This is a genomic window from Aeromicrobium sp. JP4 (genome assembly GCF_054957925.1).
On record NZ_CM143290.1, the window covers coordinates 978139 to 992514 of the forward strand.

The 14376-nt window shown below is 65.7% G+C and carries 11 protein-coding genes, 2 tRNA genes and 1 pseudogene; 4 read left to right on the plus strand and 10 right to left on the minus strand.

From position 1 onward, the window contains the following. Nucleotides 1-3: 3 nt before the first annotated feature. The 4 genes and pseudogenes from ACY1JX_RS04805 to ACY1JX_RS04820 form a co-directional block, all read right to left on the minus strand. Nucleotides 4-1443 carry an IS30 family transposase gene (locus tag ACY1JX_RS04805; protein ID WP_462564362.1) on the minus strand — a complete coding sequence of 480 codons (1440 nt, stop codon included), beginning with the start codon at nt 1441-1443 and terminating at the stop codon, nt 4-6. Beyond that, a pseudogene (locus ACY1JX_RS04810) lies at nt 1430-2397 on the minus strand (IS3 family transposase); the annotation flags it as partial. The gene ACY1JX_RS04805 and the pseudogene ACY1JX_RS04810, both read right to left, overlap by 14 nt. A 211-nt stretch (nt 2398-2608) precedes the next feature. After that, complete coding sequence (locus tag ACY1JX_RS04815; protein WP_462565378.1) at nt 2609-2737, minus strand: hypothetical protein; 129 nt, start codon at nt 2735-2737, stop codon at nt 2609-2611. Between the two features lie 569 nt (nt 2738-3306). Continuing rightward, a complete protein-coding gene (locus ACY1JX_RS04820) occupies nt 3307-5235 on the minus strand; it encodes a hypothetical protein (RefSeq protein ID WP_462565380.1) in 1929 nt (642 codons plus the stop codon). 589 nt (nt 5236-5824) lie between these two features. Between ACY1JX_RS04820 and mobF the strand changes: the two genes are divergently transcribed. Then, the gene (mobF, locus tag ACY1JX_RS04825) at nt 5825-8440 is read left to right on the plus strand and encodes a MobF family relaxase (protein ID WP_462565874.1); all 2616 of its coding nucleotides are present in this window, start codon (nt 5825-5827) and stop codon (nt 8438-8440) included. Nucleotides 8441-8469: 29 nt separating this feature from the next. Here mobF and ACY1JX_RS04830 read toward each other — a convergent pair whose 3' ends face one another. Continuing rightward, nucleotides 8470-8745: a type II toxin-antitoxin system RelE family toxin gene (locus tag ACY1JX_RS04830; protein ID WP_181755326.1), complete on the minus strand. Its 276-nt coding sequence runs from the start codon at nt 8743-8745 to the stop codon at nt 8470-8472. Beyond that, nucleotides 8742-9008, minus strand: coding sequence for a type II toxin-antitoxin system Phd/YefM family antitoxin (locus tag ACY1JX_RS04835; RefSeq protein WP_462565381.1), 267 nt, complete (start codon nt 9006-9008; stop codon nt 8742-8744). The genes ACY1JX_RS04830 and ACY1JX_RS04835 overlap by 4 nt, the downstream gene beginning before the upstream one ends. Nucleotides 9009-9390: 382 nt before the next feature. On the opposite strand from ACY1JX_RS04835, the gene ACY1JX_RS04840 reads away from it, so the two are divergent. From ACY1JX_RS04840 to ACY1JX_RS04850, 3 genes are all read left to right on the plus strand, one after another. Then, a complete protein-coding gene (locus ACY1JX_RS04840) occupies nt 9391-9630 on the plus strand; it encodes a helix-turn-helix transcriptional regulator (RefSeq protein WP_181755324.1) in 240 nt (79 codons plus the stop codon). A 43-nt stretch (nt 9631-9673) separates the two neighbouring features. After that, entirely contained in the window at nt 9674-10867 is a 1194-nt protein-coding gene (locus ACY1JX_RS04845; RefSeq protein WP_462565382.1) for a tyrosine-type recombinase/integrase, read from the plus strand. Between the two features lie 123 nt (nt 10868-10990). Beyond that, nucleotides 10991-11308, plus strand: a complete 318-nt coding sequence (locus tag ACY1JX_RS04850; protein WP_181755322.1) for a hypothetical protein — start codon at nt 10991-10993, stop codon at nt 11306-11308. Between the two features lie 537 nt (nt 11309-11845). Here ACY1JX_RS04850 and ACY1JX_RS04855 read toward each other — a convergent pair. The 4 genes from ACY1JX_RS04855 to ACY1JX_RS04870 form a co-directional block, all read right to left on the minus strand. Then, nucleotides 11846-11921, minus strand: a tRNA-Glu gene (locus tag ACY1JX_RS04855). A gap of 42 nt (nt 11922-11963) precedes the next feature. Beyond that, nucleotides 11964-12035: transfer RNA gene (locus ACY1JX_RS04860), tRNA-Gln, on the minus strand. A gap of 97 nt (nt 12036-12132) precedes the next feature. Beyond that, on the minus strand, nt 12133-13602 hold the full coding sequence (gene gltX / locus ACY1JX_RS04865) for a glutamate--tRNA ligase (protein WP_462565383.1): 1470 nt from the start codon (nt 13600-13602) through the stop codon (nt 12133-12135). Continuing rightward, complete coding sequence (locus tag ACY1JX_RS04870; RefSeq protein ID WP_181755320.1) at nt 13595-14374, minus strand: fumarylacetoacetate hydrolase family protein; 780 nt, start codon at nt 14372-14374, stop codon at nt 13595-13597. The genes gltX and ACY1JX_RS04870 overlap by 8 nt, the downstream gene beginning before the upstream one ends. Between the last annotated feature and the right edge of the window lie 2 nt (nt 14375-14376).

Here is a 14376-nt window from a genome sequence, read left to right on the forward strand (position 1 = left end):
GGTTCAACCAGTCGATGCAACACCGGGTTGTTGAAGCGAGCGTAGTTGCTCATCGAACACCTCGGCAGGTGTCTTCCACCCAAGGATCTTGCGGGGCCGGTTGTTGAGCGCGTGAGCGACGGCCTCGAGGTCCTCGGCGGACCAACGCGACAGGTCCGTGCCTTTGGGGAAGTATTGGCGCAGCAGGCCGTTGGTGTTCTCGTTGCTCGGCCGCTGCCACGGCGAGTGGGGGTCGGCGAAGAACACCTTCGTGCCGGTCTCCAACGCGAACTGCGCGTGACCCGAGAGCTCCTTGCCGCGATCCCAGGTCAGGGTCTTGCGCAGCTGCTCGGGCAGCTTGGTGATCGACGCACTCAGCGCCGCGTTCATCGCTACGGCCCCGTAGCCGCCGAGCGATGGACCGTTCTTCACGTAGGGCTTCTCGCCCCAGCCCTCCATGCGTGGCAGGTGGACCAGGACCGTTGAGCGGCTGCTGCGCTCAACGATCGTCCCGATCGCCGACCGGCCAGTGCCGATGATCAGGTCACCCTCCCAGTGACCTGGGACGGCGCGGTCTTCGGCTTCAGCGGGGCGTTCGCTGAGAACCACATCGGCCGTGACATGCCCACCGGGCTTGTTCTGCGATCGGGCCCTCGGCTGACGTAGCGCACGTCCGGTGCGCAGACACGTGACCAGCTCGCGCTTGAGCGCACCACGGCCCTCAATGAACAGCGACTGGTAGATCGCCTCGTGGCTGATGCGCATGGACTCATCATCGGGGAAGTCGACCTTCAACCGCTGTGCGATTTGCTCCGGGCTCCAGGCCAGCGACCAACGCCGGTCGGCACGGTGCGGCTTGTTCAGCCCCTTCCAGGGGGCCGGTGTGGGGCCAGTGACGATCGTGCCGTCGGGCCGGCGAACGTTGCCGGCGAGCCGATCTTGGACATACTCCCGCAGTTGCGGGTTCTCGAGCAGCTTCGCGGTCTTGGGGCGCTTGGCCGCCTGCTGTGCCTTCCACTGCGCCACGGTGGCCCGGTACTCCTGCTTCCCCCCACGAGTCGCAGCGTTGCGCCGCAGCTCGCGTGAGACCGTTCCGGGATCACGCCCGATCGCGCGGGCGATCTCGCGAACGCCCTTGTCCTGGGCGTGCAGGATGGCGATCTCCTCACGTTCCTCGAAGCTCAGATAGCGGCCGGTGGGCTCGGCCAGCGAAATGGGCGGCATGCCGCCAGCGTGGCGAAACCAGCGGGTCCCGACCGGCACTGACACACCGACCGCCAGTGCCGCTTCTGCCGACGTGATGCCCGTGGCGATCAGCCGCCAGAATTGCCGTTGCACCGCTCGGGATGGGTCAGGACGCCCGGGCGAGCGCATCGCTGGCCGCAGCGCCCGGTCCGCACGCCACTGCCGGCGAAGCTCCTCTGGCGCGTCGCTGGTCTTTTTGCTCCAGTCCGCTGTCGCCATGCTCGAACACCTCCACGACGAGGTGTTGCGACGACCGATTGAATCCGCCCTGGCTGCCTCTGTCGGAGTGAACGATCGTGCCGGACGGGTCTCGCAGAGTGATCGCGTTGCGCAGCGCTGAGACCGCCACCGACGCCTTCATCCGAGAGTCGATCGAGTAGCCGACGATCCGACCGGAGTAGCAGCCCTTGATCCCACACAAGTAGAGCTTGCACTCGCCCGTGTGGTGCTCGGTGATGTCGGTCAGCCACTTCTCGTTCGGCCTGCTCGCGGAGAAGTCCCGCCTCGGCCGGCCGTGATGGTCGATCGTTGCGAGCAGATCGTCATGAACCGGCGGTCCTGCTTTGCGGTTCGGGCCACGCTTCTTGGAATGGTTCGAGAAAATCCCCTGGATCGAGCACAACCGCCACACACGGTTCTCACACGCGATGAAGCCCTGGTCGGCGAGCTCGTCGGCGATGAAGCGATACCCGAACCCCGGATCCTCGGCATGGGCGTCGAACGCGGCGTTGATCAGGTGCGCGTCGTCCCAGTCCCGCTGACAGAACGGCTCAGCGAGCCACTGGTAATAGCCCTGCCGAGACAGTTTGAGGACCCCACACGCCACCGCGACCGGCACCCTGATCGGGGCACCGTTCGCGGCCATCTCGCGAACGAGTGGGAAGACTATTTTCCCGGCGGATTGGCCTGAGACAGATATGCAGCCGCACGGCGCAGGACCTCGTTCTCCTGCTCGAGCAGACGGATCCGTTTGCGGGCCTCGCGCAGCTCGACGCCCTCAGAGGCAGTGACACCAGGACGTTTGCCGTCCTCGATATCGGCCAGCTTCAGCCAGCGTTGAAGACACGACTCGGAGACACCGAAGTCCTTCGCGACTTGAGCGATTGACGCCTCACCCTTGGGGGCGACCGCGACCACGTCATTGCGGAACTCGATGGGAAACGCTTTCGGCACGTGAACATCCTTCCAGCAAGGATCGAAATCCTCACAAGTCAGATATCAACCAGACTCTGGGCAGTCCCGAACGGCACAGATTGGAGGCGGTGGACGGCCGGACTGACAGCGCGCCCGGACACGACAAAGCCCCTGCTCTGCGGACTTCTGCAGGTCAGGGGCTTTCTCGTTCTGGTGCGCGTACTGAGAACTTACTCGAAACAGGCTCACCTCACCGCGACGTGGGCTCAGCGCCGTCGAAGCCAGCAAGCAGACCCGAGTCGAGGCGCTGCGACCGAGACGCCGATCGCAGCGCCTCGTCCACCGATTCGATCCCGTCACGCTCGACCTCATCGTCCATCCCTACCTGTCCGGCATGGGCATGAAGACCGTGGCCGCCGATTTCGGCATCTCTGATTGGGCTGTGCGCGCATTGCTGAAGGAGCGAGGACTCCGAACTAGACGCCCCGGATCGAGCTCCTAGCGCCAGCATTCTCGTCACCAAGACTCAGTCCACGTCCGGAAACTCGCGCGCACACGCGTGACACACGCCTCCCAGGTGCAACGAATGCGTCAGTCGACAATGCCGAACCGGACGGGATCAACATCGCCGGTGGCGGACGGTTCGCTAATCCTCGAGGCGGACAATCAGATATCGGTCACCGATCTCTGACCGCAGCCGAGACACGAGCCGATCTGCTCGAGCCTCCATGTCAGGCGGGAGGTCATTATCCTCGTTTTCATCGGCGTCGCACATGACTGAACCCCAATCAGAGAGATCGGCTATGAGCTCGTCACTCAGTCCCAGATGGTTGCGTAGCCACGCAGGTTCTTGACCGACCAGGCCGTCGTCCATCCACAGCGGTACACGAACGCTGAAATCCCAAAAGAATCGGATAGTAGGCCTGCGGTCCATCGATGCTCCCTTACTCAGAACTCCTCACCGCGCCCGACACAATAGTCACGATCCTTTGGCGGGAAAGATGTCATGATCCTGACCCCGGTCTGTCCAAGAATGACGACGATATCCTGCTTAGTGACGGTACCGTTCGGAGCCTTGAAGGAGAATCGATGCTGATAGCAGTACCGCTTACTACTTTGCACTGTCCGGACGTCCGGAGCCTTTAGCGTCCATCCAATGGCCCAGTGCATCCAGTTACCCCAATTGCGGCCATCGAGCTCCATCTCCGCCCATTGGTCGAACTCGTACTTGTGCTTATCTCGAATGTGCCGGATCCCAAATTTGCTTTCATCCGGAGTCGAGGTCCGTTTACCGCAGTACATCTTCGCGTACTTCCCTTGCATACGCGAGTGAGCGTTGGATCGCTTGTATTTTCGGACAATCTTGTACTTATTCGCTGTGCTCGAGTCAGATCCGCAAACCGCATCCCAGAATCCACCTCCCACAGACTGTGGCGTAGCAAAGCCTGTGAAGTCATCCTCCAACTGGGGCTCGAAGGTGACCTCGTTGCCAAGCTCGTCCGTCGTCGTTATCACGTAGTCTTCTTGCGAGTCCGAGGGCGGAACAACGAGAGGGACAGCTGCCGACGGCTCGATCTCGTCATCTGAGTCGGTCGGCTCGTAGAGGTCTGGAGCCAAGAACCAGCCTTGGGCAGTGAGGATGACGTGGACGTTGCCGGTGGTGTTGTTTCTCAGCATCACGGTGCCATCGATAGAGAGTTCGACGATGCTGGTGGAGTACTCCGGCTCTCCGGTAAAGGTGCCGTACCAAGAAACGTTCGACGTGCCGTTGGAGTTCTCGAGGTCGGCGTTGTAGACCGACAGTGATCCCTGAGCGGTCCAATCCAACGCGGTCACGGTCAAGGCGACCGAGCCGGCGGTACCGTCTTCGGGGACTCCCCCGAGGCCCGCGATCTGGACCTCCCGTTCCTCGCCGGGCTCGATGATCCCATCCCCGCCATAGGACGGCCGCGAGTCGTAGATGTGAGTCTGCACGACCGGAGTGAACCCGCCCCCGGACTCACCAGCACCGGTGAAGTAGCCCTGCACATCGATGATCACGTCCCCAACCCCGTCACGGAGCTTGATCCCAATCTTGCCTGCGTTCGTCTCGCCAGTGCCGAGCTTGATGGTCATGCCGGTGTCGTTGGATTCCCCCGCCTCGTAGCTCACCGTGGTCACCCCGCCCGACATCGTCGACCCCGCCGCCTGGATCCACGCCGCACCATCAACACTGGTGTTGACCACCCGCACGTTCGCGAACACCGCCGTCGCATCAGCCGGAATATCAGCCAGCCCGGCAATCTGAGCCGTGTGCGTGACCCCCGAATTCAGCTTCGCCTGCGGCAGACCGGTGCCAGTGTGCGTCCCCACCAGCCGCGTCGGAGTGATCGGTACGAAGCCACCCGCCTGTCCCTCAGCGTTCTCCGTCGTGAAGTAGCCCTGCACATCCAAATTGAACCCGACCGGCTGATCGCGCGTCGCGACCGTGACCGTCCCAGCCGCCGAAGGCTGCACGATCGCCGTGTTCGTCCCAACACCCGCGTCATCACCAACCGCCAACACCGAACCAGTCGACTCGTTAGCAGTTCGACGCAGGTACACGTTCGTGATCCCCGTCGTCGACACCGCGGAGATGTCCAACACCACCGCAGAAACCCCTGTTGTCGGGATCCCGGCGACGCCGGTTACCTGGACAGTCTTCGGAGCCGCGGGCGTTGCTTTCTTTGCCGCAATTCCGCCCCACTCATACAACCGCGTAGGCGTCACCGGGACGAACGTGCCGCCGGCCAATGCACCTGTCGTCTCCTCGGCTTGAGCCGACGTCGACACCGCGGCGGCAAGCCCAGCGAAAACTCCGATCGTGGTCAACCAGACCACAAGACGACGAACCAGCACGAGCAGCTCCCTCGAATCAATCCCCGACTCGACGTCGGGGTCACCGCAGTTTGCCACCCGTGACACCGCTGTGAGTGCGAGATCGAAAAAGAGCGGTCCAGATTTGCATCGATCGCCGGTCACCGGACCGAGCGACATAGAACCAAGAACGCAAAGCCCTGGCTTCGGTCTATTGTCGTCGGGTCCGGGACTTAGAGCGTGCCGCGCTTGGCGCGGCGGATGTCGGGAGCCGGCAGCACCTCGGGATGGTCTCGTTGACGTCCAACGGGACGAGTTTGCCCAGGGACGACCCACGCGAACTGCGCTCGCACCGGGCACACTTCGGTCGTCGACGGCGCTCGTTCGACACACCGACGTACACGGAGTAGCGACCCTGCGCTTCATGCTGGCTGCCGTTGACCGTCGTCGACTGTTTGACGCACGCGGTTTTCCCGCCGTTTCCAGACGAAACTGGTCACTTTCAAGCGTTCCATTTCGTGCGGCACGCATGCTACGAAGGACGTACACGGGTCGCCCCTTTTGGGGCGGCCCGGAGTGCGTTCCAAGGGCGAATGGTTGGCGGTGATGGACTGTGCGTGGTGGCGTGAAGATGTATCGGGGCGCGGCAGCCGCAGCGCGCCGATACGTCGAGGCGGACCACTCGCGCGCGGACGACTATTACCTCGCGGAGGGAACTGGGCTGGCCGAGCGCTACGTGGCCACGCCGGGCGGCATCATTCGGGCTGGTGACCTCAATGGTGACGCCTACGAAGCGTGGGTGGCCGGCCAAAACCCGGACACGGGCGAACCGCGCGGCAGGTTGCGCAACGACGCCAACGCCGTGCGGTTCGTCGAGGTGGCTGTAAATGGTCCGAAGACATGGTCGTTGGCGGCGGCACTGTCGCCCGAGGTCGCAGAGGCGTATGACGCAGCGTTGGGTCGGGCGGCGGGCGAGATCATCGGCTGGCTGGCCGAGCACGCCACGACCCGCGTCGGCCCGCGGGGACGTCAGGTGCAGGTGCCGGTCGAGCGGATCGAAGCGGCGATGGTCCGGCACTACACCTCTCGAGCGGGCGACCCGCACCGTCACCTCCACTTGCAGATCAACGCGCGAGTGTTCGCCGAGGAAAAGTGGCGTGGCCTGCACACGGTCGGGGTGCGCGACTCGATCGACGCGATCAACGGAATCGGCCACGCGACGGTCATGTGCGATCCCGGTTTCCGGACTGCACTTGCTCAGCACGGCTTCACCTTGGACGACGCTGGTGAGGTGGTCGAACTGCGTCCGTTCGCTGGGGCCTTCTCCGCACGGGCACGGCAGATCGGGCAGAACATCGCCCGCTACGAGTCCGACTGGCGTGCCGCCCACCCCGGCGAAGAGCCGGGACGGCGATTGATCAGGTCATGGGACGCACGTGCGTGGGCCCAGGCCCGGCCGGACAAGTCGACCGCAACCGACGGGGCGGTGCTGGTCGATGAGTGGGCCAGCGAATTGTGCCGGCTTGGCTATCGGCCTCGGACCGAGGCGCCACTCGCCCTGAGGCGTCCGGGCGAGCTCGACCGGGATGGCGTCATCGAGACGGTGCTGTCGCGGCTGGGTGCGAAGCGGTCCGGCTGGAACGCCGCCGATGTGCGCGGCGAAGTCGAGCAACTCCTCGCACGCGAGCAGGTCGTCACCCCGGGGCTGGTTCGCCGTGAGCTGGCCGAGGACCTGACCGCCCGAGTGGTGACGGCGTGCGTGACGCTGATCGACGAGGCCGGCACTCCCGAGCATGTCCGCGCGCTCACCTCGGCCGAGGTGCTCCGCGTCGAGGCCGCCATCACCTCAGGCCTCGCCACTCGCGCATTGAAGGTCGGCTTACCGACTGACTTCAGCGGTGGCGAGTGGCTCGACCCAGCCCAAGCCCGCACCGTCCGAGGTCTGGCCGGGAGCCACCGGTTGGTGGTGGTCGAGGGCGCGGCCGGGTCAGGGAAGACCAAGACGCTGGCAGCCGCGAGGCAGCTCGTCGAATCCCGCGGCCACCGGATGGTGGTGGTGACGCCGACGTTGAAGGCCGCTCAGGTCGCCTCGAGGGAGACCGGCGCGGCCGCGTTCTCGGTCGCGTGGCTGGTCCATCAGCACGGCCACCGGTGGGACGAGGACGGCCAGTGGACCCGTACCGCGGCCACCCCACGCGCCGACGCGGCGCTGCGGCCTGGGGACCTGTTGCTGGTCGACGAGGCCGGCATGCTCGACCAGGACACCGCACGCGCACTGCTCGCGGTGGCCGACGAGGCAGGGGCGCGGATTGCGTTCGTGGGTGACCGACACCAGTTGCCCGCGGTCGGTCGAGGCGGGGTTCTCGACCTGGCCATCGACCACGCCCATCCGACCGCTCGGCTGACGTTGGACACGGTCCACCGGTTCTCTGATCCGACGTACGCCCAACTGTCCTTGGCGATGCGTGCGGGATCCGATCCAGAGGCGGTGTTCGACCGACTCTGCGCACGGGGCCAGATCCGCCTGCACAGCGACGAGGAGTCCCGGACCAAGGCGTTGGTCGACGCGGCCGCAGGCGGGGCGCTGGTCATGGCCGACGACCGCCAGAGCGTGACCGCGTTGAACTGGGAGATCACCCGGGCGCTGGTGTCGAACCATCGAATCGGCGGCGACAACCGCTTTCTCACCGTCGGCGCCCACGGTGAGATGGTGTTCGTCGGCAGCCGGATCGCGACCAGGCGCAACGACCGTGACCTCAAGGTGGCGAATCGCGACGCGTGGACCGTCACCGCGCTTGGTGGTGACGGGAGTCTACGAATTGTCAGCGACGCCGGCACCCGGACTCTGCCCGCGTCCTACGTGCGCGAGTTCGTCGAACTCGCCCACGCCACCACCGTCCATGGCGCGCAAGGGACGACCGTCCCGTCAGCTCACTTCTCGGTCGGGGACTCCACGAAAGCGATGGCCGCCTACGTGGCGATGACTCGCGGCCGGCACATCAACGTCTCCCACCTCATCGCCGATGATCCCGCGCAGGCCCGGCAGCAGTGGGTCGAGATGTTCGGACGCGAGCAGGCCGACCTCGGTCCCGCCCACGCGGCGAAGCAGGCGGCGGCCGAGGCCGCGAAGTACGACCACCCACGCCCTCACGACCGCCAGACACGCGATCGTGAAGTCCGGCGAACACTCGAGCAGCGGCGGTACGCAGGGATGGGAGGGCCGCCCGGTCCCGACCTTGGGCTCTGACTAGCGCCGAGGCTCAACGCCCCAGGCGGTCAGGGGCCTCGGTAGATGGTCGACCGGTGCTCGATGCGGCCGATCAGCAGGCAGTGGTCGTCGTCGAGAATCCTCAAGGTCACGCGGTAGTCACCGCGCCGGGCGACCGACCAGCCTTCGAGCTCGTAGCGCAGCGGCTTCGTCATCCGGTACGGGTCTTGGGGCAGGGTTCCGGTGCAGAACTCCACCACGGCGACGGCGATCTTGTGCGGAAGTCGATCCAGAGTCCGCACCGCGGCAGCCGAGAACTCGACCCGCCACGGCTCATCGGTCATCGAGCGAACCGGTCGCGCACGTCCTCCCCGGCGACGGTCTGACCGGCCTCATAGTCCCGCTGAGCCTGCTTCAGGTCCTCGACCAGTCCAGGCGTCGACAGCGCGTGGATCGTCTCGTGCAACGACTCCAAGTCGTCGGCGGACATCAGCACGGCCGCCTCGCGCCCATGCTTGGTGATCCGGATGATCTCGTGGGTGCTGTCGGCCTCGTCAACCAAGGCGGAAAGCCGGTCCTTGGCCTCACTGAGCGGTACGGTTCGCATGACTCGATAGTAGCCCAACTTCTGGCCATTCCGTCGATCGCGGTATCGCCAGATCAGAACGGCGACACGAACGCCGAAACGAGGGCCTGGCGAAGATGTTCCCGAACAGGGGGTGTTCGGGGGTGTTCGCGTGGCGAGCTCGGCAGATTTCTTCAACATTTTTGCGAACGGCCTCTGACCTGCGCGAACGCCGTGCGGACGCCCCTCTCCCGGACCGGGTGTTCGGGGGTGTTCGCAGGGGGTGTCCGCGATTTCGGGTGTACGGCTGACTCATGGATGACGGAACGCGGGTGGGAGAGGTTGGTCGCAGCAGAGCACCGATAACTCTCTCCAGCCCGTGTTGGCCATACGAGACCGCGGTCCGAATCGAAGGAGAAGAACCATGACCATCAACGAGATCGACCTCCACGACGGGGACGAACTGTGGAGCATCGACGAGGTCGCCGCCGTGGTGCGGGTACCCGTCGCGACGCTGCGCTACTGGCGCCACCTCGGCCAAGGCCCCACTGGGTTCCGCGTGGGCCGGTGCGTCCGCTACTGGAAGAGCGAAGTCATGTCCTGGCTTCATCAACAGGCTCAGGCCGGCGCCCGAGATATCCACAACCACCCGCGCTTGCCTTGAATCCCTCACCGACGTCACCTCACCGTCAGGGCAGGAGGATCACATGGCCACCATCGAGAAGCGGATCCGCAATGGCGAGACCAGCTACCGCGCCCGCTACCGCACTCCCGCCGGTGTGCAGCGCAGCAAGGTCTTCGCCCGCAAGATCGACGCCGAGCGGTTCCTGACGACCGTCGAGGCGGCCAAGCTCACCGGCGCGTTCATCGACCCGGCGCTGTCGAAGGCGACCGTCCGCGAGTGGGCGCACCAGTGGCTCGACGGTCAAGCACACGTCAAACCCACCACCTACGCCCGCTACGAGGGCATCGTCCGCAAACACCTCGACCCTGTCTGGGGACACGTCCCCCTCGGCAAGGTCACCCACTCCGACGTCCAGGCGTGGATCACCGCGGTGTCCAAGACCCACTCGCCCTCATCAGTGCGCAAGATGCACCGCGTCCTGTCGCTCGTGCTCGACATGGCCGTCAAGGACGGGCGCTTGGTTCGCAATGTCGCCAAGGGCGTCAACCTGCCCCGTCCGATCAAGCACGAGCACCGCTACCTCACCCACGCCCAGGTCGATGCGCTCGCCGAGGCGATCGCCCACCCCGCCGACGTGTCGAAGCACGTCCCGCTGGCCGACCGCCAGAGGGACACCTACAGGCTCATCGTGCTGTTCCTCGCCTACACCGGGCTGCGATGGGGAGAGATGGCCGCGCTGCGGGTCGGACGGCTCCAGACTGCGCGCCGGCGTGCCGTGATTGTCGAGTCGGTCACTCCTGTTGCCGGTCAAGGACTCGTCTGGGGCACGCCGAAGACCCACCAGCGGCGCGAAGTGCCCATCCCGCGATTCCTGCTCGCCGACCTCGAGACTCACGTCCGTGGCAAGACGTCGGACCAACTGGTGTTCACCGGCGTGCGCGGTGGCGAAGTCCTTCGCGTCTCCACGTTCAGCACCGCCCTGGCGACCGCCGCAGAAGAGATTGGCGTGCCCGGACTCCACCCTCACGAGCTACGCCACACCGCGGCTTCCCTGGCCATCGCCGCCGGCGCCGATGTCAAGGTTGTCCAGCAGATGCTCGGCCACGCCTCCGCCACGATGACCATGGACACCTACGGCCACCTCTTCGAAGACCGGCTCGACGAGATCAGCGACGCCATGGACGCCGCACGGGAGGCGAACAGGTATCGCCTCGCCAGCGCCGCTCAGCTCGGTGTCTCTGAACCAAACTCCCCTGGCAGCGAAGATCGCCGCTGAGCACCCGCGACACGGGAACATCTGCCGTCAAGTGCTTAGACGGCTTCATCCTGCACGGCAGACTTTCAGCCCATGAGCGGTTTTCGAAACAACCGATTGAGTTTGACGACCGCAAGTCCCATCGTGACCGTGGTCGTTGCTATTTCCCAGTTGGCTCTTCTCGCGGCGCTGGCTTGGCTGTGGAGCACAGGTGTCACGGACGCCACTGCGACGAACGTCGACTGGGGTTTCGTTTTGTTGGCAACCGGAACGCCTGTCGCCCTCGTGCTGTCTAGCTGGGTCGGCCGAAGGCGCCAAGAGCGAACCTGCCCGAGGGAGCCGGAGGCGACGCGCGTGATCGCACTTGTCACGCAGCGGGTGACGCTCGGACTCACAGGTCTGACTCTCATCGTCGCCCCGTTCGTCATCTTCGGTGCCCTGGTCTTTGGCCCGATGGGTTGAACAACTCCCAAGGTGACTCTTCGAGTACCGCGAACCGATCTCAGACCGCGTACCCGAAGCCGTCACCGACGCGCGCTGGGTTGCCATGGCCAAGGTTCAACGTTTCCCTTGAGCCAAGAACGTAAGAGTGTATGCGACAGCAATGCCTCTATGAACATGTTCGAGAACGAGACGAACGCGGCAACTGAGTAGACGTGACCGCTCCGGCCGAGAAGTCGCATGCACGACCCAAGGGGCACGTAGATGGCCCAGCTGACAGCGGCGAGGCAGAATCCAAGAGCCTGCAAGAGATCGCGGATCATGGCACTCACTACGACCCCGTAGATGAACGCTCCGCAGGTCATTCGGATCCGGCCCCCCAGCCTTCGGAGAAAACCCACAGCACGCCCCTCAGTTGTCTGTCGGGCCCAGAGAACGCGGGCCAGCATGGGAAACGTATCGAACGATGTGGCCCCAGTGTGGCCCCAGCACTTCGGCGCGGGAATGAGAAACGGCCCGTGCTTCCAGGTAAACCCTGGAATCACGGGCCGTTCTTGCTGGTAGCCCCGACGGGATTCGAACCCGCGCTACCGCCTTGAGAGGGCGACGTGCTAGGCCGCTACACAACGGGGCCAGCGATGAGAAACGCTACCAGATCGACTCCAGTGCGTCCTCGCTGGGGTACTAGGACTCGAACCTAGAATGGCGGTACCAGAAACCGCTGTGTTGCCAATTACACCATACCCCATGGGGGTATCGGATCCCTGCCTCGCGGCAGCGCTCCGAACCAAGAGATGACTTTACCGGACACCTCCCCGACTGCCCAAACCGGGGAGGCCGAGTCCTCAGAGCACCGCGTCCAGACGGGCCAGAGAAGCCTCGCGTCCCAGCAGTTCCATGGACTCGAACAGCGGCGGGGAGATGCGCCGGCCGGTCACGGCGACGCGCACGGGGCCGAACGCGAGACGCGGCTTGAGCCCGCGCTCCTCGACCAGGGCCTGGCGCAGGGCAGCCTCGATGGACTCGGTGGTCCACTCCCCCAGCCCGGCGAGCGCCTCGCGGGCCGCCTTGGCGACCTCGAGCCCGTCCTCGTTGAGCTGCTTGGCGGCGTCGTCGGGGTCGACGGCGAACTCCTCGCCGGCGAACAGGAACGCGAGCATCTCGGCGGCCTCGGTCAGCAGGTTGCTGCGCTCCTGCACGAGCGGCGCCGCCTGCGCGACGAGGTCGGCGTCGACACCTTCGGGCAGGTACGGCAGCAGCCGCCGCACGAACTCCTCGGGCGACAGCAGGCGCACGTGGTCGCCGTTGATCGCCTCGCACTTCTTCAGGTCGAAGCGAGCGGGGTTCGGGTTGACCCGCTCCACCTCGAACGCGGCCACCATCTCCTCGAGGGAGAAGATGTCGCGGTCCTCGGCGATCGACCAGCCCAGCAGCGCGAGGTAGTTCAGCAGTCCCTCGGGCAGGAAGCCCTGGTCGCGGTAGCCGAGCAGGTTCGACTCGGGATCGCGCTTCGAGAGCTTCTTGTTGCCCGAGCCCATGACGTACGGCAGGTGGCCGAAACGCGGGGTGAAGCCTGAGCCCACGCCGATCTCCGCGAACGCCTCGTACAGCGCCATCTGGCGCGGGGTGGACGACAGGATGTCCTCGCCGCGCAGCACGTGGGTGATCCCCATGAGCGCGTCGTCGACGGGGTTCGTCAGCGTGTACAGCGGCTGGCCGTTCGCGCGGACGATGACGAAGTCCTGCACGTTCTCGGCGCCGAAGGTGATCTCCCCGCGCACGAGGTCGTCGAAGGTCCAGTCGCGCTCGGGCATCTTGAAGCGGATGACCGCCTGGCGGCCCTCGGCCTCGTAGGCCGCCTGCTGCTCGGGCGTGAGGTCGCGGTGCAGGCCGTCGTAGCCGCTCGGGCGGCCGGCGGCGCGCGCCGCGTTGCGGCGCTCCTCCAGCTCCTCGGCGGTGTCGTAGGCCCTGTACGCGAAGCCCGCGTCCATCAGGCGCTGCGCGACGTCGGCGTAGACGTCCATGCGCTGGCTCTGGCGGTAGGGGCCGTTCGGGCCGCCGACCTCGACGCCCTCGTCCCAGTCCAGGCCCAGCCACCGCATGACGTCGAGCAGCAGGTCGTAGGACTCCTGCGAGTCACGGCTGGCGTCGGTGTCCTCGATGCGGAACACGAAGCGACCGCCATGGTGGCGGGCGAAGGCCCAGCTGAACAGCGCGGTGCGTGCCATCCCCACGTGCGGGTTGCCGGTCGGGGACGGGCAGAACCGGGCGACCACGTCGCTGCCGGTCGCGGTCGTCCAACGGGTCTCAGTCATCTGCCACCACCGGGTTCGTCAGGGTGCCCAGGCCGTCGATCGTCACGGCCACGTGGTCGCCGGCCTGCATGGGGCCGACGCCGTCGGGCGTGCCGGTGAGGACGACGTCGCCTGGCAGGAGGGTCATGAAGCTGGTCACGTACTGCAGGATCGTCGTCACGTCGAAGACCATGTCCGACGTGCGGCCGTCCTGCTTGGTCTCGCCGTTGAGCGTCGTGCGCACACGGACGTCGGACGGGTCGAAGTCGGTCTCGATCCACGGCCCGAGCGGGCAGAACGTGTCGAAGCCCTTCGCGCGGGCCCACTGGCCGTCCTTGGCCTGCAGGTCGCGCGCCGTGACGTCGTTCGCAACGGTGTAGCCGTAGATCACCTTCGGGGCGTCCTCCGCCGTCAGGTTGCGGCAGATCCGCCCGATCACGATCGCGAGCTCGCCCTCGAAGTGCACGTTCTGCGACTGCTTCGGGTAGAAGATCGGCTCGCCGGGGCCGATCACCGAGGTGTTCGGCTTGAGGAAGATCAGCGGCTCCTCGGGCACGTCACCGCCCATCTCGGCGGCGTGCGCGACGTAGTTCTTGCCGACGCACACCACCTTGCTGCGCGGGATGACCGGCGCCAGCAGGCGGACGTCCTCGAGCGCCAGCTTCTCGCCGGTCAGCTCCAGCGGAGCGTAGAGGGGGTCTCCCTTGAGGGGAGCGATGATGGGGGTGTCGCCATCGGCACCGACGACCCCGTAACGGGGGTCGTCGTCGCCGGCGAATCGGGCCACGCGCATGG

Bases quoted from the DNA above. Each gene is read 5' to 3' on its own strand.
- ACY1JX_RS04805 (WP_462564362.1), bottom strand. From the start codon at position 1,443: ATGGCGACAGCGGACTGGAGCAAAAAGACCAGCGACGCGCCAGAGGAG.
- ACY1JX_RS04815 (WP_462565378.1), bottom strand. From the start codon at position 2,737: ATGGACGATGAGGTCGAGCGTGACGGGATCGAATCGGTGGACGAGGCG.
- mobF (WP_462565874.1), top strand. From the start codon at position 5,825: ATGTATCGGGGCGCGGCAGCCGCAGCGCGCCGATACGTCGAGGCGGAC.
- ACY1JX_RS04830 (WP_181755326.1), bottom strand. From the start codon at position 8,745: ATGACCGATGAGCCGTGGCGGGTCGAGTTCTCGGCTGCCGCGGTGCGG.
- ACY1JX_RS04835 (WP_462565381.1), bottom strand. From the start codon at position 9,008: ATGCGAACCGTACCGCTCAGTGAGGCCAAGGACCGGCTTTCCGCCTTG.
- ACY1JX_RS04840 (WP_181755324.1), top strand. From the start codon at position 9,391: ATGACCATCAACGAGATCGACCTCCACGACGGGGACGAACTGTGGAGC.
- ACY1JX_RS04845 (WP_462565382.1), top strand. From the start codon at position 9,674: ATGGCCACCATCGAGAAGCGGATCCGCAATGGCGAGACCAGCTACCGC.
- gltX (WP_462565383.1), bottom strand. From the start codon at position 13,602: ATGACTGAGACCCGTTGGACGACCGCGACCGGCAGCGACGTGGTCGCC.
- ACY1JX_RS04870 (WP_181755320.1), bottom strand. From the start codon at position 14,374: ATGCGCGTGGCCCGATTCGCCGGCGACGACGACCCCCGTTACGGGGTC.